Here is a 22,087-nt window from a genome sequence, read left to right on the forward strand (position 1 = left end):
TACTCTGAAATTTGATTAAAGGCGCTTTTCAGTGATGATGAATGAAGGGACTTGAACAGAAAATAAGCAAAGAAAAAGCCCGAAAACCTTATGTTTTCAGGGGTTTACGGGCTACATTTGATCATCAATGGTGATGTAGGAAGACCATTGATTTTGTGTACTTGGCGGAAGGGGTGAGATTCGAACTCACGGAAGTTTTGAAGCTTCGTCGGTTTTCAAGACCGATGCATTAAACCGCTCTGCCACCCTTCCATTGACGATGGATTTCGAATTCTACCGTCAGAGGGGGATAAAGGCAAATGCCCTGCTCCCCCTTTGCGAAGAATCAGACCTCGCTCGGGCCGTTCTCAAGATTAAAGGCGTGATGCAGCACGCGGACCGCGAGTTCCGTGTACTTTTCATCCACCACGAGGCTCACCTTGATTTCGGAGGTGCTGATCATCATGATGTTGATGCCCTCTTCCGACAGCGCCTTGAACATGCGGGAAGCCACACCGGAGTGGGAGCGCATGCCGATGCCGACCACCGAAATCTTGGCGATGTGATCGTTCGTCTCGACGGGGCCGCCGCCGACAACCGGGATCACCTTCTTATTCAGCACTTCAAGCGTGTTCTCCAGGTCACCGCGCGGAACCGTGAAAGTAAAGTCCGTCTTTCCTTCAACGCTCACGTTCTGGACAATCATGTCCACTTCGATATTCGCTTCAGCGATCGGTCCCAGAATGTTCGACGCGACGCCGGGCATGTCCGGAACGTTATGCAGCGTAACCTTGGCATCGCTGCGGGAAGCGGCAATGCCGGACACGAGAGCTTTTTCCATCATTTTGGGATCATCCTCATAGGTAATCAGGGTGCCGGAGACGGCCTCGACTTCGACCGGCAGATCCGGATCTGTGAGGCTGGAAAGGACTCGGCAGGGAACCTTGAACTTGCCCGCGAATTCAACGGAGCGGATCTGCAGCACCTTGGAACCGGCGCTCGCGAGTTCAAGCATCTCCTCAAAAGAAATACTGTTCAGACGCTTTGCTTCCGGCACAATGCGGGGGTCGGTCGTATAAACGCCATCCACATCCGTAAAGATCAGGCACTCGTCAGCGTGAAGCGCTGCCGCGATCGCGACAGCGGACGTGTCCGAACCGCCGCGGCCAAGCGTCGTAATGTTGCCTTCGGGGTCCACACCCTGGAAACCTGCCACCACAACCACGCGGCCGCGCTTCAGCTCCTCACGGATTCTGAAATCATCGATCGTATCGATGCGGGCCTTCATATAGGAGTTATCGGTGTGAACAGCAACCTGCCATCCGGTCAGGCTCACCGCGTCGACCCCGATATCTTTCAGCGCCATCGCGAGGAGGCCGATAGACACCTGCTCACCGGTTGTCGCGATGACATCAAGTTCGCGGGGATCCGGGCGGGGCGACACTTCCTTAGCTAGGGCCAGAAGGCGGTTGGTCTCGCCGCTCATCGCGGAGACAATGACCACCACCTGGTGGCCTGCCTGGCGCCACTTAGCGACACGGCGGGCGACATTGCGAATGCGCTCGGGAGAGCCCATCGAAGTGCCGCCGTACTTGTGAACAATCAGAGACATGGTTTGTTTCTCAGTGGGACATAAATTAAGGTCCCGAAAGAGGAAAGCGGGAACATTCACCCGCCTCCGGTTTCGGGAAGCGTATTAAGAAAGATAGCCCAGAGAACCCTCTGCCGGGTATAAAACTTTCACTGATCCCCTGAATGCAGTAGGGAAAGTTATTTACTTTTCCTGGACTATATGCCAAAGAGCGGTTTATCCGGCTCCCAGGAGACGACCCAGCGGTCCGGAGATGTGCGTCCGGAGCCGTCCGGATGCTCAAGCTTCCGGACTTCAGGGCCGAGCCCCGCCGCATAAATCAGATCCTCGCCGCACCAGAGAAGCGGGAGATCCCCCCGCTCAAAGGACGGAATACCGGCCGCCTGATAGAGATGCTTCAGATTGCGGCTCGGGCGAAGCCGGTAAAGCTTGATCTTCTCGCCGCCCCGTCTGGCCCGGACTTCAAGAGGGCCCGTCCGCAGCAGTTCCCCGGGAAACCCATCCTCGTCCGCTTCCGCGGGTCTGAAGGCGAGAACACCGCCCCAGGGGGCCAGTTCCACCTCGCGTTCGCCGTTCCAGACAAAAGAAACGGTTTTCGACGTATCACGCACCGGTTTCGCGTAAGGATGAAGAACAATATCCGCACCCCAGCGGCGGATATCCCAGGCGCCGAGCCGGATCGTGAGCGCGGTGTCTGAGTGTGTCTGCTTCGCCTGACGGAGCGCCTCGATCAGCGTCGCGCGAGGGGGCGGCTCAATCCCGTAGGAGGAAATCCAGGCCCTGAGGCAGAGCGCCTGACGGGGCACCGAGAGGTTGAGGAGAGAGGCGATCTTCAGCGCCCGGGGGCGGGTTTTATCCGTGCAGCGGGCAACGTCTTCCGCCGCCACCGAATGAAGCACGGTGCCCGCTTCCGTCACAAGTTCCACCGAGCGGCTCGCGGCCTTTCTGAATCCGGGCCGGGCCTTATCCAGCACCGGCAGCACTTCATGCCGGATCAGATTCCTGAGAAACGCCGTATCGTCGTTACTCTCATCATCCACCCAGGCGAGCTCCCGGGCCTTCGCCCAGGCTTCAATCCAGGCTCTCGGAATATCGAGCCAGGGCCGGGCAAGAAGCAATCCGTTTTCGCCGAACTCCCGCACAGCGGGCATGCCGGAGAGTCCATCGACCCCGGCCCCACGCATCCACTGAAGGAGGAAAGTTTCAAGCCTGTCATCCTGGTGATGCGCGGTGAGGATGACATCAAGTTTCAGCTCACGCGCGGCAGACGCGAGAGCCCGGTAGCGTTCTTCTCGGGCCGCCGCCTCAAGCCCCTTTCCCTTCCGGTCCACGCGGACCTGGTACGCCGAGAACGGAATGCGGCGGGCGTCGCAGAACGCCCGGCAGGTGGATTCCCAGGAGTCGGCATTTTCTGAAATGCCGTGATTCACGTGAAGGGCATAAAGGCCTTCGATCAGGCCGCCCCAGCGGCGGGACCGTGTCAGCCGGTGCGCGGCTTCAAGTAGCGCCATGGAGTCGCGGCCGCCTGAAAAAGCGATTCCGACTTGAAGCGGCCGCTCAAGAGGCTGAAGGATATCGTCAGAACGGCCCCGGATCGTGGCGCAGACCTGTTTCAGGCTTTCCGCCAGCGCTTCAAGAAGCTTTTCCTCAAGCGTCCGTACGCCGGGAACCGCGTTCTGTGCTTTTCGCTCCATCCTCGCTCCTTCCGCCCCTCACCGGGGGACGTGCTTAATTGGCCTCTTTCTTCTCCGCTGCTTCAGCCGATGCCGCGCCGGTCGCTTTCGCCGCGCGGGACTTCGCAGGCTTCGTTTCCTTGGTGTCCGCGGCTTCCTTCGCTTCAGGAGCCGCCGGAGCCGCGGTCTTTGCCGCGGCTTCGCGTTCCGCCTTCGCCTCAGCGATCTTCGCGGTCTTCGCGGCATCGCGGGCCGCGATCGCCTCGGCGCGGATCTTCTCCGCTTCGGCAGCTGTCACCGTCTCGTACTCGCCGTAACGCATGATGCGGTTCAGACGGCGGGCGATCAGCTTCTCAGGCGTAAAGCGGCGCAGATATTTCATCCGGTCCGTCAGATTCTTGCGGAGCGTCTTCGCCATCAGTTCCGGATCGCGGTGAGCGCCGCCCATCGGCTCCAGCACGATCTCATCGATCAGCTTCAGTTCCTTCAGGCGGTCAGCGGTCAGCGCGAGAGCGTTCGCGGCTTCAGAGGCGCGGCCCGCGTCCTTCCAGAGAATGGAGGCGCAGCCCTCAGGGCTGATCACGGAGTACGTCGAATACTGCAGCATCAGAACGGAGTCCGCCACGGCGATCGCGAGCGCGCCGCCGGAACCGCCTTCACCGATGATCGTCGTGATAACCGGAACCGAGATATGCGTGAGCTCTACGAGATTCCGGCCGATCGCCTCGGACTGCCCGTGCTTCTCAGCGTCAATGCCAGGGTAAGCGCCCGGGGTATCAACAAACGTGATGATCGGGAGACCGAACTTCTCGGCAAGCTTCATCAGGCGAAGCGCCTTCCGGTACCCTTCGGGGTTTGCCATGCCGAAGTTGCGGTACGTACGGCTCTTGATGTCACGGCCCTTCTGATGCCCGATCACCATCACGGGGTCACCGCCAAGACGCGCGAGACCGCCGACAATCGCCGGATCATCACTGTAGCGGCGGTCGCCGTGCAGCTCATAGAAATCGGAGAACATCATCCGGATGTAGTCGAGCGTATACGGGCGGTTCGGGTGGCGGGCCACCTGGGAAATCTGCCACGGGGTCAGTTCCGCGTAGGTCTGCTTCAGAAGCTCGGCAGACTTCTGCTCGAGACGGTCGACCTCTTCACCGATATCCATTGACGGATCCGACTCCTGCATGGAGCGCAGTTCGTCAATCTTTTCGTCAAGAGCCTCAATGTCCTTTTCAAAGTCAAGGAAAGTTTTTTTCACGATTTCATCCAATAGATAGCCGGCGGCCGGAAGCGCTGAGGCTCCCGGGACGCGGGCCTTGTCTTTCCGATATTCCCTGTAGTTTAGCGGCTATGGGCTGAAAAGAAAAAAGCGGGACCTCATCCGTACGGACGAAGCCCCGCGTTACCCGGCGTCTTACTGAGACTCAGCCGGGACTCTTTTTACGCTCTGCGCCAGACAGTGCCTTCCGCCTTGTCGAGCAGCGTAATGCCCTTCGCGAGCAGCTCGTCCCGGATCTCATCCGCGCGGGCAAAGTTCCTCGCTTTCTTCGCGGCCGCGCGCTCATCGATGAGGCGGCGGATCTCCGCCTCATCAAGCCCTTCGGTCGCTCCCTTCAGGAACACCGCCGGATCCTTCTGCAGGATATTCAGCACAGCGCCGAGCCCCTTCAGCTGCCGCACGAGAGCCGGATCCCCGGTACGGTTCACTTCGGTCGCGAGACTGAAGAGCTGCGCCACCGCGACCGGCGTATTGAAGTCATCATCCATCGCGTCCGCGAACGCCGCGGCATTCGGCTCATTCCAGTCGAGCGGCTTCCCATCACCCTCGCGCCCCTGGAGTGCCTCATAAAGCCTCGTGAGTCCCTTATGGGCGTCGACGATCAGGTCCGGGTTAAAGGAGATCGGGCTCCGGTACTGCGTCCGGAGAAGGAAGAAGCGAAGCACCTCAGCGCCGTTTCCAGCCCCGAACTGCTCATCGGTTTCCTTCAGCGCGTCGCGGATCGTCCAGAAATTGTGGAGCGACTTGCTCATCTTTTCTTCTGTGCCGTCCGCGGAACGGACGCGAAGCGGACCAGAGTGCATCCAGTAGTTCGCGAACTTCTTTCCGTTCGCCGCTTCGCTCTGCGCCACTTCGTTCTCGTGATGCGGGAAGATGAGGTCAGGACCGCCGCCATGAATATCGAAATTTTCCCCGAGATAGTGGCAGCTCATGGCTGAGCACTCGATATGCCAGCCCGGACGGCCGGCACCCCAGCGGCTTTCCCACTGCGGCTCACCCGGCTTCGCTTTCTTCCAGAGCACAAAGTCGAGAGGATCACGCTTCCCTTCCGCGACATCAATACGCGCGCCGGACTGCAGATCATCGATGCTCTTTCCGGAAAGCTTCCCGTAGGCCGGGAACTTACGGACCGCGTAATCCACGTCTCCGTCGCCGCCGACATAGGCGTAGCCCTTATCGACGAGTTTTCCGATGATGCCAAGCATCTGCGGAATGAAATCCGTCGCGTGAGGCTCATAGGTCGGGGGAAGGCAGCCGAGAGACTCCATATCTTCCTGCATCGCCTTCGTATAGAAATCCGTCAGTTCTTTTGTCGAAATGCCTTTCTCGGCCGCGCGGCGGATGATCTTGTCATCCACATCCGTGACATTCCGGACAAAGGTGACCTCGTTTCCCCGCTCCATCAGCCAGCGGCGGATCACGTCAAACGCCACAAAGGTGCGGCCGTGCCCGATGTGGCAGTAGTCATAGACCGTCACCCCGCAGACATACATCCCCACCTTTCCCTCTTTGATGGGTTTGAAGGTTTCCTTTTTGCGGCTCATTGTGGAGTAAAGCGTCAGAGGTTTCGTGATAGTCATATGGGCAGTGCCCCTCCAGGACAGAATTGGCTCTCGGATCGGAAAGCCGCGGACGCGGACCGCGGGACCTCTCTTCCCGCGGTTCCGGTGCTTTCCCTTTCGAGCGGTTAAAATCGTGGGAAAAGTATAGCCGTTCAGAATCGCCCTCAGCGGACAGCGGTCCCGGTTTTGCCCGGCCGCTTTGCGGCTTTTCTCATTTTTTCTAGGTCTGATACCTCATGCTGAAGCACACTTTCAGAAGCGCGGCGCTTGCCCTCTTCATTAGCCTCGCGGCCGTTCCGGCTTTTTCACAGACGGTCCTTTACCCGATTCCCGAGCAGCAGAAGGCTCCGGAGACTGAGCAGGACTATCCGATCTTCGTGAACCGGATGATCGCGGACGGAAACTACACGAAGGCGCTCCAGTACGCGGATGAGGGCCTCGCCAAAAATAAGCGGAATGTCGCCCTGATGTTTAAGCGCGCGACGATTCTCGAGCACCTGGGACGGCGGGATGAAGCGATGGCAGCCTATCAGCAGCTGATCAACGCCTACCCCGAGATTCCGGAGCCTTATAACAACCTCGCCATCTTGACGGCTGACGGCGGCAAGGGCGATATCGATCACGCGATTGAGCTCCTTGACCGGGCGATCACCGCGAACCCGAACTTCGCGACGGCACACGAAAATCTGGGAGACCTTTACGCGCTGAAGGCTCTGCAGAATTACCGTCTTGGGATGCCGGCGAACACTCCCGCAAACCGCGACGCCCGCCGCCGCGTAAGTGAAAAAATCGCGATGCTGCAGATAGCGACCGGGAACGACCCGGACCCGGATCTGCTGAAGCAGCCGGGGGCGGAAAAGATTCCGGCGCTTCAGGAAAAGCCCGCGGCGAAAGCGGACCCAATTGAAGCGAAGCGGAGCGCCGCCGCGGCTGCCGTGCTGAAGAACCGCGCGGCACAGAGAACCGCTCCGGCCAAAGCGGCCTCCAACGCGGTGACCACGACCACTGGCGGCATCACGGAAACGGTTCAGAAAATCGCGGCTCCCGCGGCTGCCTCCCCGGCACAGGCTTCAGCACCGCAGCCTGGCAGCTACAGCGCGAAGGAAAACGGTACCGGGAGCACCACGAAGAGCACGCTCTTCAAGCCGCTTCCCGAACTGAACTGAGACTCAACACACCGGGCATGAACCGCTACAATGGGATGCCTCTCAGGCGGGAGTCCGAACCGGCTCTTTTTTCCGGTTTCTTCCCCCGCTGAGCCACTTAATTACCAGTTACCAGCAAGAGGACTGACAGCATGATTCGTCTTACGACCAACCAGGGCACGATTGAACTTGAGCTCGACAGCGAAAAAGCTCCGATCACCGCGAAGAACTTCGAACGCTATGTCACCGAAGGGTTCTACGACGGCACCATCTTCCACCGCGTCATCAAGGGCTTCATGATCCAGGGCGGCGGCTTCACGGCCGGCATGAGCGAGAAGCAGACTCACGATCCGATCGTGAACGAGGCGAAGAACGGCCTGAAGAACGACAAGTACACGATCGCGATGGCCCGCACGAGTGACCCGGACTCCGCTACCGCCCAGTTCTTCATCAATGTTGCCAATAACGATTTCCTCAACTACAACCCGGGCAATCCGGGGTATGCTGTTTTCGGCCGTGTGACGAAGGGCACCGAGGTGGTGGACGCCATCGCCAAGGTCCGCACCGGACGCCGCGGCTGGTACGACGATGTGCCGCTTGAAGACATCGTCATCCTCAAGGCCGAAGCGCTGTAACAAGGCCTCCGGGCGCAGCCTGCGCCCGGGGAACGGACCTGCAAAGGAAAAGGAATCGCTTGAGAAATGGCTGAAATGATTGCGCCGGCTCTTGCCGGCACCAAAGAAATAGCTCCGCTTGAAAATCCGGTTTTCATCTCGGACCTGCATCTCGCTCCGGAGCACGATAAGACGCTGATGCAGTTCTTCCGCTTCATGAAGACGCAGGTGCCTTACTACAGCGAGCTCGTGATTCTCGGCGACCTTTTCGATTTCTGGCTCGGTGACGACACCATTTCGTCCGCGGAGTCCGTAGTCAAGGCGCTCGCCTACGCCTCCTCCATCGGGAAGCGCGTTCTGATTGCCCAGGGGAACCGTGATGTGATGCTCGGCCGCGACTTTGCCGCGGCCTGCGGCGCCACGCTTCTCGCGCCTGAAGTCGCGGTGAAGTGCATTGGAAAAACCATTCTTCTCTCGCATGGCGATGAGTGGTGCACGAAGGACGAGGAGTATCAGAAGTTCCGCGCGATGACCCGCGACCCGCAGTGGCAGCTCTCCGCCCTCAGCCTTCCGGTTGAGAAGCGTATTGAGCTTGCCCGCCAGGCGCGCGCTCAGTCCGAAACCACAAAGGGCAGCAAATCCGCCGCCATCATGGATGTGGTGGATGTGGATGTCTACAAGGCCGCCAAAGCGCATAACGCGGATATCGTGATTCATGGTCACACGCATAAGCCGGCGAGCCACGAACTCGCGGATATCGAGCGCTGGGTGATTCCTGACTGGGATCTCGATTCCGGCGAAGGAAAAGATCACTGGGGCTATATCCGCACGGTGAACGGTCAGCGCCTGCAGATCATCATGTAAGCTGCGCGCTGCCCGCGCTATTGAAGGAGAAGATTCCGCGCCTCACGGCCGGATCTCCTCCTTTTTTTGTGTCCGCGTTATTCTTAGATTCAGCCGGAATCCGCTCTTACTCCTGAAGGAGACTCTATGTCTGCGACACCTAACCCCATGACCGATACGCTTCGCGCCCACACCTCAGTCCGGGCTTTTACTGATGAACCGGTGAGCCAGGAAGATCTCGAAGCGATTTATGAATCCGCCCGCGCGGCAAGCTCCACCTGCTTTCTGCAGGTCACCACGGTTATCCGGATCACGGATAAGGAACTGAAGGCGAAGCTCGCGGAACTCGCCGGCAATCAGAAGCACATCATTGCGGCTCCTGAATTCTGGGTGTTCTGCGCGGATTATCACCGCGATCAGGTCCTCGTGCCGAAGGCGGATCTCGGCTGGACCGAGCAGCTGATTGTGGGCTGCGTGGATGCCGCGATTCAGGCTCAGAACGCCTTTGCCGCGCTTGAAGCTCTGGGGCTCGGCGGTGTTTACGCGGGCGGCATCCGGAATCACATTGAGGAAGTGGACCGTCTCCTTAAGCTTCCGCAGAACACCTTCCCGGTGGTCGGCCTCGCGTTCGGACACCCCGCTCATAAGAATGAACTGAAACCCCGGCTCCCCGCCTCCATCACGCTCTGCGAAAACGCCTATCAGGAACCGGATCCGGCGGAACTGAAAGCCTACGATGAGCAGATGAGGAACTATTACCAGCATCGCTCGTCCAACGCGAAAGACACCGCCTGGTCTGATGAGCTCGAAAGAATTCTGCTTCGCGAACGGCGTCCGTTTGTCCTCGATTTCCTGCAGAAGAAGGGATTCGCGGAAAAGTAAGAGAATCCGCTCCCAAAAGAAAACCGGCATTTTCAAGGAGTCTCCCCGAAAAATGCCGGTTCTTTTTTATGAAGCAGATCAGTCCGCCGAATGGACTTCAGAGCGCCGAGTCAAGGAATGACCGTTCCGCGGGATCCTCAATCGCCGGAGCGTCCGCTTCATCAAGCCCCTTCAGTTTTGCGATTTCTCGCTCCAGGCGATTAATCGTATTGCGCTGGACATCCAGCTCCTTACGCACCTGATTAAAGGCCCGCGTCACCGGATCCTCAGCGCCTTCGACAACACCGTATGCGCTGAAGTGCTCGTGATCCGCCTGCTTCGCGGCTTTCTTTTCACCGGCCACGTGGCCCGGAACGCCGACAATCGTCGCGTTCGCCGCGATCGGCTTCAGGCAGACCGCGTTCGAGCCGATTCTGGCGTTTCGTCCGACAGTCCATCCGCCGAGCACCTTCGCGCCGGCACCGACAATCACACCGGGTTCAAGCGTCGGGTGACGCTTTTCACCTCGTCCGAGACTCGTGCCGCCGAGCGTCACGCCCTGGTAAATCGTGCAGTCATCTCCCACCTCGGCGGTTTCGCCGATCACTGTGCCCATACCGTGGTCAATGAAAACACGGCGTCCGATTTTTGCCCCCGGATGAATCTCGATCCCGGTGAGAAACCGGGCAACATGACTCACCCAGCGGGCGAAGGTATACCAGCCCTGGATCCAGCACCAGTGACTCAGCCGCCAGAACTGCACCGCGTGAAACCCGGGATAGGCGAGTAGCACTTCAAGCGTGCTGTGGCACGCCGGGTCTCGCTCCCGGATGATCTGGATATCTTCTCTCACTCGCTCAAACATGGAAATCAGTCCTTAAGGTTCTGGCAGGATTCGCCTATATTACCCGACTTTTTCACTCGGGTTTAAGCGGGCGTCGAAATTTATTTCAGCTCGGATTTCTTCCCGGCTTTCTTCTGCCCCTTCCGTTCGGTTTTCGGGCAGATGATGGCCGCGCACACGCCCCGCAGCATGTCGACTTCCGGCTGCGTAAGACCTGCGCGGGCAATAATCCGGCGGGTCATCGGCATCAGAAACTTGGGTTCTGCCGAATTGAGAGCCCCGCAGGCTGTCATCGCGCGGGCCCAGTGCTCAAGGAAGCCTTCAATCGCGGGCACTTCTGCCGGGGGATCCCGGTCGAAACGGGTTTCCCAGTCGTAGAGCTTGCCCTCTTCCCCAGCCCGGCTGCGCTCCGTCATATGAAGTTCATACGCGGTCACCTGCACGGACTGCGCAAGATTAAGGCTCGGGCTCTCAGGATCCGCGGGGATGGCTGCGATCCCCTGACAGACCTCGATCTCCGCGTTCGTGAGACCGCTGCGTTCCGTACCGAACACAAACGCGATGTCACCGGGTTCAGACGCGAGGAAATCGCAGGCGCGGGAAGCCGCGGACCGGAGTTCCTCGATCGGGGGACCGTACTCACGGTCATACCCCGAAAGCGCCCAGGCAAAGGTAACTCCATTCAGCGCCTCAGTCAGCGTCGCGACTGAATGGCTCTCCCGCAGGACGTCGACCGAGCTTGTCGAAAGCGCGATCGCGTCCGGATGCTCCCGATAATCCGGGTGCTTCGGATTCACCACCCAAAGGTCTCTGAAGCCCATCGTTTTGATTGCCCGGGCGGCGGCACCGATGTTCGCGGGGAGACTGGGGTCGCAGAGGACAAACCTCACCCGGGAAGCCTTGTTAGGAGTCTGCATTTCCTGATACTCACGCATAAAGCTGAATTGAAACCTGAAGATGGTAACAGCTTTAGGCGAGGGTGCCGCCTCCCATCCCCGCTTTTCCGCTGTATCCTTCTGTCGCCGGAATTATTTTTACTCGTTAAAATAACGGTCTCTTTATTGCAGGGAAAAATCACGCCTGGGCACTCTATCGTCCCCCCTCGTTCTCTTTTCCCCGATCCACTTATCCCATTAACAACCAGGTGCATCTGAACATATGGCCAACATAGACATCGCCATCCGTGCGGCCCGCGAAGCAGCCGACATCATCAACCAGGCTTCCCGCAACATCGAAAACGTCAACGTCCAGACGAAAGCTCTTCATGACTACGTCACCGACGCGGACAAGGCTGCCGAGCGCGCTGTCATCGATATTCTGTCTCACTACTGCCCGGATCACGCCATTCTTTCCGAAGAGGCCGGGCTTGTCGGTCAGACGAATTCCGAGTTTGTCTGGGTCGTGGATCCGATCGACGGCACGACGAACTTCATTCATGGCTTCCCGCAGTACGCCGTGTCGATCGCGCTGAAGCGCGGGAACGACATTCTCGAAGCTGTGGTCTACGATCCGCTGAAGGATGAGATGTTCACCGCGACCCGCGGCGAAGGTGCTCGCCTCAATAACCGCCGTATCCGCGTTTCCGGCCGTACGAGCTTCGGCGCTTCGCTGATCGGCACGGGCTTCCCCTTCCGCGGCGGTGATGACTTTGAGGGCTATGCCCGTGTCTTCACTTCTGTCGCGAAGCAGACGTCCGGTATCCGCCGCGCCGGCGCTGCCTCGCTCGACCTCGCTTATGTCGCCTGCGGCCGTCTCGACGGCTTCTGGGAAAGCGGTCTGAAGCCCTGGGACATTGCCGCCGGCTCTCTCCTCGTTCTTGAAGCCCGCGGTCTCGTGACTGACTTTGAGGGAGAAGACCACTATCTCGACACCGGCTCCATCGTCGCCGGTACGCCGAAGATCTTCGGAACGCTCTTCCCGATCGTTACCAACAAGGTCGCCTGAGTACGGCAGCGGTCTGAAACTTCAGACACTCTCTGAATCGGGGCGGTTCATTTCTGAATGAGCCGCCCTTTTTCTATTCTCTCTTGGCATACAGGATAAAATTTCACCCTGCCCGCTTTTCTTCAATCCCCGGGAGACGCTTTACAAAGTGACCAAGCCCAGCCTTAACCAATCCACAGAGAACGCTGATCTCTCCACGCTCACCCCTGCCATGCGGCAGTTTATTGAAATCCGCACAGAGGTCGCGAAGCAGCATCCGAATATCCTGCTCCTCTACCGGATGGGAGACTTCTACGAAACGTTTTTTGAAGACGCGGTGGAAATCAACAGGCTTCTCGGCATCACTCTCACGAGCCGCGGAAAGGATAAGCCGGATGCCATTCCGATGGCGGGCGTCCCCTTTATGACGCTGGACTCATATCTCGCGCGTCTCGTGAAACTCGGGAAATCCGTGGGAATTGTGGAGCAGATTGGGGACCCGGCAGCGGTCAAAGGCACGATGCCGCGGAAACTCGTGCGGATTGTGACCCCCGGCACCATCACAGAGGATGAGCTGCTTCCCGCGAAGGCGGACGCCGCGCTAATTGCGGTCTGCCCGCCATCCGGAAAAAAATCCCCGCAGTGGTCCGTGGTGTCCCTTGTACTTTCCAGCGGCGCGTTCAAGGGTTTCTGCTGCACAGAGGACGAGCTTCCGGGCGAAATCGCCCGTATCTCGCCTCAGGAAATCCTGATACCGGATTCCTGCCGGGAAACCGCGAAGTCTTTCTCAGGAGCCGCGCAGCTCACCCCGCTTCCCGACTGGCATTTTGACCCGAAGCACGGAACCGATGAGCTGCTCCATCACTTCAATATGGAGAATCTCGACGCCTGGGCGGTGAGTGAAAAGCCAGGGGTTCTCGCGGCCGCCGGCGCCATTCTGGGGTACGTGGAACAGACTCAGGTGGACGCGGTGCCGCATATCCGTCCTCTCGTCTTTGAGGAGTCGAGCCGCTTTGTCGGCCTTGATCCCTCAAGCCGACGGAATCTTGAACTCACAGAACCGCTCCGGAGCGAAAACGGACCGACCCTTTTCTCCACGATCGATCACTGCCACACCTCGATGGGATCCCGGATGCTGCGAAGCTGGATCACGCAGCCGCTGCGGGATCCAACGGTTCCCCGCGCGCGGCACGAAGCCGTTCGGGAGATGATTGAAAACGAATCACTCCGCGACGCACTTTCCGAGCCGCTTAAAAACCTTCCCGATCTGGAACGCGTGGCGTCCCGTATCGCGCTGGGTTCCGTACGGCCAAGAGAGCTTTCCGGGTTACGGGACGCGCTCCCGGCTCTGCAGAGGCTCTCTGAAGCCGCCGCGCTCTCACGGGTTCCGCTTATCTCCGACACCGCGGCAATCCTGAAACCCGATCCCGCGCTTACCGATCTCCTCGGGAGAGCGCTTCTTGAACTTCCCGCCGTTACGCTCCGGGATGGACGCGTGATCGCGGATAGCTTCAGTGACGAGCTGAAAGAACTCCGGGAACTCCGGGACAATGCCGGCAATGTGCTCGCGCAGATCGAAGCGCGGGAAAAAGAGCGGACCGGCATCCCGACACTCCGGGTGGAATATAACCGTGTCTCCGGCTACTACATCGAGGTCTCCAGGGCTCAGGCCGATAAGGTGCCGGATGACTACCGCAGACGTCAGACACTGAAGAACACCGAGCGCTTTATTACGCCGGAACTCAAGTCGCTTGAAGACAAGGCGCTCGCCGCCAAAGACCGGGCGCTCGCGCTCGAGCGAAGCCTCTACCAGGGGCTGATCGAGTCCTGCAGCGCGTATGTTGATGCGCTGACGCGGGCCTCTGAAGCCGCGGCAACACTTGACGCCCTCCTCTCCTTCGCGAAGCACGCGGCTGATATGGAGTGGACGTGCCCCGAGCTCTCGGACGCCCCTGGGCTCATGATCGAAGGGGCCCGGCACCCTGTGGTTGAAAAGGCGCTGGAGCACTATGTGGCAAACGACTGCTCGCTAGAACCCGGGCGGCGGCTTCTCGTGATCACCGGCCCGAATATGGGCGGCAAGTCGACCTATATGCGCAGCGTCGCGCTGATCGTGATTCTTGCGCTCGCCGGCTCCTGGGTTCCGGCGAAGCACGCCCGTATCGGTTCGATCGACCGGATTCTCACCCGCATCGGCGCGAGTGACGATCTCGCGCGCGGTCTCTCCACCTTCATGGTTGAGATGGTGGAGGCCGCTGCGATTCTTCATCAGGCCACTGACCGGTCACTCGTTCTCATGGATGAAATCGGCCGGGGCACATCAACCTTTGACGGTCTGTCGCTCGCGGGTGCCATCGCGCGGGAACTCGCGGACCGGATCCGCTGCTACACGCTTTTCGCGACGCATTACTTTGAACTCACGATGCTCGCGCAGACCTGCGCGGAAGTCGCGAATGTACACGTCAAAGCGGTGCAGAGCGGCGGAAAAGTGGTTTTCCTGCACGAAGTCACTGAGGGGCCGGCAAGCCAGAGCTACGGTATCGCGGTGGCGCAGCTCGCCGGGGTGCCGCAGCATGTGATCCGCGAGGCGAAAGCGATGCTTCGGGAACTGGAGAAACGGGCGGAAGAGAATGGCCCTGAACCGGATCTTTTCTCCTCTCCGGCGGCTTCACTTCCGGAACCCGAAATCGAACTGGAGGAGGAACGTGAGAGTCCTGAGGTGGAGAAGGCCCTCTCCATCCGGGATGATCTCCTCGCAATCGACCCGGATACCCTCACTCCGCGGGAAGCGCTCGCTTCACTCTACGAACTCATCCAGAAAGCAAAGAAGAAGGATTGATAGAGAGAAGGACACATGGCAGGGATCCGGATCCGCCGATTCGGATTTCTGCGCATCCTCTGACTCTCCATTGATGTCCGCAGCTTCGCTGGCCAACAGGCGGTTATCTCCTCTCACGCTTAAATCGGATACGGCATCCTTTGCTCCCTCTGGAAAGCCGCCCTGTTTTTCAGCCGCTCCTATCACTTCTGTATTGTTTTCAGGCCGCCTTCTCCAAGAGAGAATACGCTGAAACGGATGCTTACCTTCCCCATCTGAATGCGGCTCAAAAAGGCTCATTCGTTGTTTTCTTTCATGCTAGATTGATGTTCAACGTGATTGAGGAATGGGGCATCAGGTTGCTTCTACAACTGCAGAAATCCCCGATACCTAAAGAAAACCTCAAGCCTGAAAACCGACATACAGATTGATGGAGTAACACCATGGAATACAAGTTCACGAAAGACAATTTCGAAACCGAAGTGCTGAAGAGCGATAAGCTCGTGCTGATCGATTTCTATGCCGACTGGTGCGGTCCCTGCCGTACGATGGGTCCAGTTGTTGACCAAATTGCCAAGGATTACGAGGGCAAAGTGAAGGTCGGCAAGATCAATGTCGACGAAGAGCAGGAAATCGCGGCGCAGTTCGGCATCCGTTCGATTCCGTGCTTTGTCTTCATGAAGGATGGCGAAGTGGCGGATCACGTGGTCGGCGCTGTTCCCAGCGACGAGCTCACCTACCGTATCGACGAGCTGACGAAAGCAGCCTGATTCCAAAGAAAAAGAAGGGATCTCCGTCTGGCGATCCCTCTTCTTCAGGCACCGACGCGAAGCAGACTTCGCCTCGGTGCTTTTTCTTTACTGGTACACCGATCAGGTGATCAGTCTTTCAGGAAGTAAGTCACGGTCGTCACGACACGAACCTTCTTCTCATACGGCGTGCTCTGATTGGCATCCGTAATGGAGAACTGTCCCTGGTTCGCGGACTTGATCTTTCCGATATGGGAACCCGAGTCCGCCGCGAACTTCTGCGCCACCTCGCGCGCGTTCTTCGTCGCTTCCTCAACCATCGCAGGCTTCACTGTGTTCAGTTTGGTATAGAGGAACACCGTATTCCACTTATCCGTGGTCACCGGAACGCCTTCGCCGATCAGCTCCTTTTGGGCCGCCATCAGACGGCGAACCTGATCCACTTTTGTGGAATTCACCGTAATGGAGCCGGTGAGCGTATAGCGCGGACCGCGCATATCCATCCCCTCAGCGTTCCGGTCCTGAATTTCCGGGGCCCCAAAGCTGAACTCGGAGTCTTCAAGCCCGCTCTTCTTCAGGAACGCCACCACTTTCTGGCTGTCCGCCTCAACCTTCGTATGCGTGGTGAGAAGGTTGTCGCCGGTTTCCTTGAAGGTAATCGGCCAGATCACCTGATCTGCCGGGACTTCCCGCTCAGCAAGGCCCTTCACCGTGACAACCCGGGTCTGTCCCAGATACTGGGAAACGCCGGTATAAAACATGCAGCCAAGAAAGATCAGACCAACCGCTACGCCGGCACCAATCAGACCGCCAGTGGTCCATCCGGAATTTTTTTCCATCACGCAACTCCTTCAATCCGAGAGATCAGAAGGAAAAGCCTCAAAAAGCTTTTCTTTCCCACTATTATTAGGGAGCTTCCCGGAATTGAAAAGACCGGCTTTTTTATAAAGTGTTACAGAAAAGGCATAATATGCAATTAGATCAGGAATGGGATGACGTTGAAGTAGACGAAGGTGGTATCGATCCGAATGATTTCTCCCATTACCTCGAGACCGATGAGGTGCTGAGAGGATTCGCGATGATTGCTCTCAAGCGCGGCTACGAGATGATTGACGCAGGAGAGGATCAGGGCGTTGTGGCTGAGGCGTTGGTTCTGCTCTTCCACGAGTCTGAAGTTCCGGATGCCTTCGATATTTTCAGCTGGGCCTCTGACTACTTTGAAAATGTCGACTGGAACGACTTCATGAATAACTATGTTTCAAGCCCCGCAGAAGGTCTCTTCTCAGAGGAAGAAGCCGGTGCGATCCGTGAGTCGCTTGACCGGGCGCTTGAGCAGACCCAGATTGAAAACGCCTGACTGAGGGCGTTTCTCCGCGTTTGGTTCTATGTTCCCGCAAGCTTTTCCCGATCCAGTACAAGGCGGCTTGCGGGGAGCAGATAAAGGAAAAACGCGAAAGCGAGCGACGCGGGGGCCGCGCCGAGAACGGAGAGCGGAATAGCGCCCGCGATTGACCAGGGAATCAGAGGCGCGATCACAATCGCGCTGTCCTCAATATCCAGCGCGAGCTTCTCCTGATCCGGTCTCACGCCAGTGCAGAGATCATGAGTCAGCATGACGGCGAACGACTGATTGCAGGAGACCCCGCAGGCAAGAATCGCGGCCAGCGTCACCGCACTGACAATTGTTACCCGGGCCGCGACTCGTTCAATCAGCCCCCGGATCCCCTGAAGCAGCCGGGTACGAATGAAAATCCCGGCGTACGTTGCTGAAATACAGACAATCGCGATCCCCTTCGCGAAGGACACCATGCCGCCGCCATTCATCAGATGAGCAACAGTGGCATTTTCTGACTGGTAGCCCAGTACAAGCATTCTGAGAATGTCAGAAATTCCCATATGCTGAATGAAAAAGCAGATGAGAGAGGCCGCCGCGACGCTGATCCCCATGGTGAGCCTGACGTTGACGCGAAAAAGTACGAGCCCCACCACAATCAGAGCCGGAATCACCGTAATCCAGGAAGAAACGAAAACGGAAGCGAAAATTCCGCGGATCTCCGGAACCTGGCCGCTCCCGAGATAAAGAAACCCCATCAGAAGGTAAAGGAGAGACGCCAGAATAAAAGCCGGCGCTCCGGTCACCAGCATTCTCTTCAGGTTACATCTCAGGTCCGTATGCGTGATCGCTGAAACCAGCATGGCGCTGGTCGACATCGGAGACCACCGATCCCCAACAAAGATTCCTGACATCACAGCACCCGCTGTGAAAAGCGGCGAAACGCCAAGTGACGCCCCGATCGTCATTGAGATCACGCCCATGGTCGCGACGGTGCCGAAAGACGTTCCCGTGAGAACCGAGAGCAGTGTATTCGCGAAGAAAATGAGAACGAGGAAAAATTCCGGACGGATGAGGTCGGATACAAAAATCACGATATCCGGAATCGTGCCCGCTGCCCGCCAGCTCGCGGTCAGCATGCCGATAAAGAGAAACGTGATGAGGATGCCGCTTACCGTACGGACACCCTCAATCGACATCTCCCAGACTTCCTTGAGGCCATACCCCCGGAAGACCGCGAAGCCCGCGAAGAGGAGATATCCTCCCGCAAGCGCATACAGAATGGAAAGCCCGGACGCGACGCAGAAAACCAGAAGCGCGCTGAATAACAGAAGCACTACGGCCTGAGGCATCGCGTCTCCAATCTCAGGGATTACTTTTTCAGGGAAATGGCAGCGGCCGCTTTTTCAAGCGCTGCCTTCAGTGTTCCAACGTGACTCGGCGCTCCGGCCTTTGCCGCATAGAGGAGCGTTACCCGATCAGTGCCTTCCGGAATAGAGCGAATAAATTCCCCAACCGCTGGGGAATCCTCGAGCTCCTTCGCGTAGCGCTCGGAAAAAGTCTTAAAACGCCCTTCTCTATCCTCGTGAAACCACTTCCGGAGATCCGGGGATGGCGTGATCTCTTTAGCCCAGCAGCTGATATCGGCATCCGCCTTCTTCACCCCCCGGGGCCACAGCCGGTCAACCAGGACACGGTAACCATCTTCAGGTGACGCGGGATCGTAAATTCTTTTGAGAACAAATTCCATAGTGACTCAGTCTCCAAAGACATTACTCAGACGTAATGCCTTATCTTAGGCGGTTTGGAAGCGTCTATGGATCCCTCTTTTTAGTTTTGGAACGCGGCATCCTGAATATTGGGTTCCCTGCATATCGTCATCGGCAGGGCTATGGCAGGTGAATTATCAAATCAAGTGCAAAGTTACTGAATAAAAGACTTCAGCCGGACACTTCCAATTGAGACGTTTTCTGGGTCTGAAATTCAGAGCATTGAACCGTTTCTGAACTTCTGTCTGAGAAATTTTATCGATACTCATTCCTTTTGGGAAAAAGTCTCTAAGAAGTCCGTTTGTATTTTCATTACTTCCTTTCTCCCATGGATGATGAGGCAAGCAGAAATACACTTTGGTTCTGAGATCTTTCTCCAGTTTTTCAGCCCAGGAAAATTCTTTTCCGCGATCTACGGTAATCGTACGCAGATCCTTATCTGACAGAGATTTCTCAATTACGGCAGACACATCGGCCGCAGTCTTGGAAGCGGTTTTCCCGCCACAGAGAAAGCCGGACTTCCTATCGACCAGAGTCGTGAGGCAGGCTCCGCCCTTTTTTCCGATGACGGTATCGCCTTCCCAATCCCCCAGGCAAGATCTGTTCTGAGCTTCCAGGGGTCGCTCTTCAATGCTGTGAGTGATCTGGATCTTTCCTCGCCTCTCGGTCATGCCTTTACGGTGACGCGTTTTACCGTGGTGTCGCAGGTGTCGGGACATCTTTCGGCCATCCACAAAGCGATCCAGAAAGCCAGAATTGATTCCTCGGTAGATTGTCGTGGCGCTGATCCTTAGATTCGGCAGCTCCTTTCTGAGACGGTATTGAATCTGCTCCGGAGACCAGAATTTCTTAACCAGCAGATTTGAGACAATCCTTGTCAGCAACGAGTCAGACTTCAGAATGTTTCTCTTTCCGCAATGCTTTCTCTGTCTCTGATATCGGGCCTGCGCGGCACAGGGATCATAGGCAGCTGAAGCCCCATCCTGGGCCGATACAGCCTTGTTTCGCTTCAGTTCGCGGGAGATCGTAGAAACATTTTTCCCAATCGCACATGCAATTTCAGACAGGGATTTGCCTGAAATCGTTAAAGCCGAAATAAATACTCTGTCCCGAAGAGTAAGATGATGATAGTGGCTCATGAGCTCCCTCTATAGTTATCTTGACAATCTCTATTATGGAAGCTTTATGGGCCACTATTCTTTTCTCAGGCTTTGCACTTGAAGTGATAATTCGCCCATAAAAATTACAATCTCTCATCAGGCAGACGACCCGGTTCCATTCCCCGTCACTCTTCGTCTATTTTCTCTTTCCCCGCATCAGGAGCTGTCAATGGAATTTTCTGGATGGCTTGGCTTTCTTTCAGCCAGCATCTTTCTCGCTTTTGTCCCCGGACCGGATAACATTTTTGTTCTCCTGCAGTCCGCGACAAACGGCTTCAGATCCGGTTTCTTCGTGATTCTGGGGCTCTGCACGGGACTCGTATTCCAGACACTCTGCGCCACGCTGGGGCTTGCGGCTGTAGTCGCGGCGAGCACGTGGCTCTTCGGAGCTATCTGCGTGCTCGGAGCACTCTATCTTCTTTATATCGCCTGGGGAGCCTGGCACGCTCCGATCGTGGCTGAACCCTCAGCCCGGGTTTCATCCCTCGCTCCGCAGGCTGCCTGGCGGCGCGGCACACTGATGAACATCACGAACCCCAAGGTACAGATCTTTTTTCTAGCGTTCTTTCCTCAGTTTCTGTTCGAGGGGGCCGGCGCCGCGCCGGTTTGGGTACAGATGCTCATCATGGGAATCACATTCATCGCAGCGACACTGCTTGTCTTCACCCTGATCGCGTTTTTTGCCGGGGCTTTGTCTCTTCGGCTGAAGAAACCCATGTGGCAGCGTGTTCTGAACAAGGGATCCGCCGTTATCTTTGTTCTTCTCGCGATCTCAGCGCTTTATCAGATCGTGTCTCATCAGACGGGAGCGTAATTTTCTCCCCCCCTTTCCCCCTCTGACACAAACCAAGATGCTGGATCGGGCGGTCTTCAATTGCCAGAGTCCATCCTGACAGTTAAGTTCCTCGCATTGCACCCACAAAAAAATCCCAGCCGGTATCGGCTGGGATTCTGGATCTTGGTGGGCTGGCGGGAGCAAAGAATCCCCTATTATCAGGGCTTACAGACGGGTTAAAAAAATTTACCCATCATCTTACCCATCATAAAATTCTTGCTGGGCGCCGAGGATTCAAGTGCAACTTTCCTCATTTTCCCTTGCTGACATTTTTCTACGGTCGCTCAGGAAAAGGGTAAAAACCTCTAAAACCCCCTTTTTCTCCCATCTCTTATTTTATCTTGCGGTCCAAAAAATTTTGCACGCGCAAAAAAATCGTTAAAGACGCGGTCTAGGTTCGGCTGAGTTTTTTATTTTTACCCGCCTCGGGGTGGTCAATCCTCTCGTTCTGTCTCTTATCTCACCGACAGACGGTACAGTTACAACCATCCGTTTTTTCCGAGCGGAACCCGAGTCTGCAAAATTTTCTGTATTTCCAGGAGAAACAGTTCGTTAATCTGCTCTTCTACCTTCTGGTACTGTTGTAGGTGTCGTAAGTAAGTTTTCTGTTGCATCCGCTGCGGCGCGGCCAAATGCCCTCCCTCCATCCGAGATAGGATTTTTTTCTTTTTCAATCGAAGCCTTTCCATTTTGTCGGCTTGGGCACTCCAGTAAGTAAGCCGCATGCAGTGCCGGCAGCCCACGTCTGAACCAATGTACAGCGTTCCTACTCGCTGTCCGCATCTCGGGCACACAAACCATCGGCGTACCCCACCGAGATGGCAAGGTTGCTCAATCGTTTCGACCGAAACCGCTAGATGCTGCCACGGTCGATCCTTTGCCTCTCGAACCTGAAAGGTTACGCGTACGCTGTTGCCCTCCAGCCCGATCAATGCACTGCCGTATGAAGAATCACCAACCTTCCAATTGATGACCCGTGGTGCCTTTAACAATGCAGCCTTATTCACCTTGATCCAACTCATCGGGATAGAGCGCATATCTTCTACTGCGTACCGTGTGCGCTCAGGGCGCCTCCCACTTCCAAAGCCTCCCATTTTCTCAAATCCATTGTG

Annotated in this window: 20 protein-coding genes, 1 tRNA gene and 1 pseudogene; 9 read left to right on the plus strand and 13 right to left on the minus strand. The window is 57.1% G+C overall.

The genetic code is table 11. The features are described from left to right. Positions 1-162: 162 nt before the first annotated feature. The 5 genes and pseudogenes from M4NBBH2_RS00715 to cysS form a co-directional block, all read right to left on the minus strand. Positions 163-252 (minus strand) — tRNA-Ser (locus tag M4NBBH2_RS00715). Positions 253-325: 73 nt separating this feature from the next. Beyond that, on the minus strand, positions 326-1,591 hold the full coding sequence (locus tag M4NBBH2_RS00720; protein WP_116269312.1) for an aspartate kinase: 1,266 nt from the start codon (positions 1,589-1,591) through the stop codon (positions 326-328). A gap of 176 nt (positions 1,592-1,767) precedes the next feature. Further along, positions 1,768-3,264, minus strand: coding sequence for a tRNA lysidine(34) synthetase TilS (gene tilS, locus M4NBBH2_RS00725; RefSeq protein ID WP_116269313.1), 1,497 nt, complete (start codon positions 3,262-3,264; stop codon positions 1,768-1,770). Positions 3,265-3,526: 262 nt separating this feature from the next. Further along, positions 3,527-4,501, minus strand: a pseudogene (locus M4NBBH2_RS00730) (acetyl-CoA carboxylase carboxyltransferase subunit alpha); the annotation flags it as partial. A gap of 179 nt (positions 4,502-4,680) precedes the next feature. Beyond that, positions 4,681-6,099: a cysteine--tRNA ligase gene (gene cysS, locus M4NBBH2_RS00735; protein WP_116269314.1), complete on the minus strand. Its 1,419-nt coding sequence runs from the start codon at positions 6,097-6,099 to the stop codon at positions 4,681-4,683. A 218-nt stretch (positions 6,100-6,317) separates the two neighbouring features. Between cysS and M4NBBH2_RS00740 the strand changes: the two genes are divergently transcribed. The 4 genes from M4NBBH2_RS00740 (at position 6,318) to nfsA (ending at position 9,565) form a co-directional block, all read left to right on the plus strand. Then, the gene (locus M4NBBH2_RS00740; protein WP_116269315.1) at positions 6,318-7,247 is read left to right on the plus strand and encodes a tetratricopeptide repeat protein; all 930 of its coding nucleotides are present in this window, start codon (positions 6,318-6,320) and stop codon (positions 7,245-7,247) included. A gap of 131 nt (positions 7,248-7,378) precedes the next feature. Further along, positions 7,379-7,861, plus strand: coding sequence for a peptidylprolyl isomerase (locus M4NBBH2_RS00745; RefSeq protein ID WP_116269316.1), 483 nt, complete (start codon positions 7,379-7,381; stop codon positions 7,859-7,861). A 66-nt stretch (positions 7,862-7,927) separates the two neighbouring features. Then, positions 7,928-8,704 carry a UDP-2,3-diacylglucosamine diphosphatase gene (locus M4NBBH2_RS00750; RefSeq protein ID WP_022444683.1) on the plus strand — a complete coding sequence of 259 codons (777 nt, stop codon included), beginning with the start codon at positions 7,928-7,930 and terminating at the stop codon, positions 8,702-8,704. A 126-nt stretch (positions 8,705-8,830) separates the two neighbouring features. Then, positions 8,831-9,565, plus strand: coding sequence for an oxygen-insensitive NADPH nitroreductase (gene nfsA, locus M4NBBH2_RS00755; RefSeq protein ID WP_238691359.1), 735 nt, complete (start codon positions 8,831-8,833; stop codon positions 9,563-9,565). A gap of 97 nt (positions 9,566-9,662) precedes the next feature. Here the strand turns inward: nfsA and cysE are convergent, their stop codons facing one another. Together cysE and M4NBBH2_RS00765 are read right to left on the minus strand one after the other, a co-directional pair. Beyond that, positions 9,663-10,409, minus strand: coding sequence for a serine O-acetyltransferase (gene cysE / locus M4NBBH2_RS00760; RefSeq protein ID WP_116269318.1), 747 nt, complete (start codon positions 10,407-10,409; stop codon positions 9,663-9,665). An 80-nt stretch (positions 10,410-10,489) separates the two neighbouring features. Continuing rightward, positions 10,490-11,323 carry an RNA methyltransferase gene (locus M4NBBH2_RS00765; protein ID WP_238691360.1) on the minus strand — a complete coding sequence of 278 codons (834 nt, stop codon included), beginning with the start codon at positions 11,321-11,323 and terminating at the stop codon, positions 10,490-10,492. A 223-nt stretch (positions 11,324-11,546) separates the two neighbouring features. Here M4NBBH2_RS00765 and M4NBBH2_RS00770 point away from each other — a divergent pair, with 223 nt between their 5' ends. Both M4NBBH2_RS00770 and mutS read left to right on the plus strand, forming a co-directional pair. Beyond that, on the plus strand, positions 11,547-12,332 hold the full coding sequence (locus tag M4NBBH2_RS00770) for an inositol monophosphatase family protein (RefSeq protein ID WP_116269319.1): 786 nt from the start codon (positions 11,547-11,549) through the stop codon (positions 12,330-12,332). A 148-nt stretch (positions 12,333-12,480) separates the two neighbouring features. Then, positions 12,481-15,150 carry a DNA mismatch repair protein MutS gene (gene mutS / locus M4NBBH2_RS00775; RefSeq protein WP_306307586.1) on the plus strand — a complete coding sequence of 890 codons (2,670 nt, stop codon included), beginning with the start codon at positions 12,481-12,483 and terminating at the stop codon, positions 15,148-15,150. Here the strand turns inward: mutS and M4NBBH2_RS11690 are convergent. After that, positions 15,109-15,429 (minus strand): hypothetical protein, encoded by a 321-nt coding sequence (locus tag M4NBBH2_RS11690; RefSeq protein ID WP_124944550.1) that lies wholly within the window; start codon positions 15,427-15,429, stop codon positions 15,109-15,111. The two genes, mutS and M4NBBH2_RS11690, sit on opposite strands and share 42 nt — an antisense overlap. A 143-nt stretch (positions 15,430-15,572) precedes the next feature. Here M4NBBH2_RS11690 and trxA point away from each other — a divergent pair, with 143 nt between their 5' ends. Next, on the plus strand, positions 15,573-15,899 hold the full coding sequence (gene trxA, locus M4NBBH2_RS00785) for a thioredoxin (protein ID WP_116269322.1): 327 nt from the start codon (positions 15,573-15,575) through the stop codon (positions 15,897-15,899). A 110-nt stretch (positions 15,900-16,009) separates the two neighbouring features. On the opposite strand, the gene M4NBBH2_RS00790 is transcribed toward trxA, so the two are convergent. Next, positions 16,010-16,717 carry an SIMPL domain-containing protein gene (locus M4NBBH2_RS00790; RefSeq protein ID WP_022444690.1) on the minus strand — a complete coding sequence of 236 codons (708 nt, stop codon included), beginning with the start codon at positions 16,715-16,717 and terminating at the stop codon, positions 16,010-16,012. A gap of 131 nt (positions 16,718-16,848) precedes the next feature. Here M4NBBH2_RS00790 and M4NBBH2_RS00795 point away from each other — a divergent pair, with 131 nt between their 5' ends. Next, complete coding sequence (locus tag M4NBBH2_RS00795; protein WP_116269323.1) at positions 16,849-17,235, plus strand: hypothetical protein; 387 nt, start codon at positions 16,849-16,851, stop codon at positions 17,233-17,235. A 26-nt stretch (positions 17,236-17,261) separates the two neighbouring features. Here M4NBBH2_RS00795 and M4NBBH2_RS00800 read toward each other — a convergent pair whose 3' ends face one another. From M4NBBH2_RS00800 to M4NBBH2_RS00810, 3 genes are all read right to left on the minus strand, one after another. After that, positions 17,262-18,563, minus strand: a complete 1,302-nt coding sequence (locus tag M4NBBH2_RS00800; protein WP_116269324.1) for a Na+/H+ antiporter NhaC family protein — start codon at positions 18,561-18,563, stop codon at positions 17,262-17,264. 20 nt (positions 18,564-18,583) lie between these two features. Continuing rightward, the gene (locus M4NBBH2_RS00805) at positions 18,584-18,961 is read right to left on the minus strand and encodes a DUF488 domain-containing protein (protein ID WP_116269325.1); all 378 of its coding nucleotides are present in this window, start codon (positions 18,959-18,961) and stop codon (positions 18,584-18,586) included. A 156-nt stretch (positions 18,962-19,117) separates the two neighbouring features. After that, the gene (locus tag M4NBBH2_RS00810) at positions 19,118-20,119 is read right to left on the minus strand and encodes an IS30 family transposase (RefSeq protein WP_116269326.1); all 1,002 of its coding nucleotides are present in this window, start codon (positions 20,117-20,119) and stop codon (positions 19,118-19,120) included. Between the two features lie 190 nt (positions 20,120-20,309). On the opposite strand from M4NBBH2_RS00810, the gene M4NBBH2_RS00815 reads away from it, so the two are divergent. Then, a complete protein-coding gene (locus tag M4NBBH2_RS00815; protein ID WP_116269327.1) occupies positions 20,310-20,954 on the plus strand; it encodes a LysE family translocator in 645 nt (214 codons plus the stop codon). Positions 20,955-21,454: 500 nt separating this feature from the next. Here M4NBBH2_RS00815 and M4NBBH2_RS00820 read toward each other — a convergent pair whose 3' ends face one another. Next, a complete protein-coding gene (locus tag M4NBBH2_RS00820; protein WP_049687218.1) occupies positions 21,455-21,997 on the minus strand; it encodes a hypothetical protein in 543 nt (180 codons plus the stop codon). Positions 21,998-22,087 lie beyond the last annotated feature (90 nt).

Source organism: Mesosutterella multiformis (assembly GCF_003402575.1).
Lineage (GTDB): Bacteria > Pseudomonadota > Gammaproteobacteria > Burkholderiales > Burkholderiaceae_F > Mesosutterella > Mesosutterella multiformis.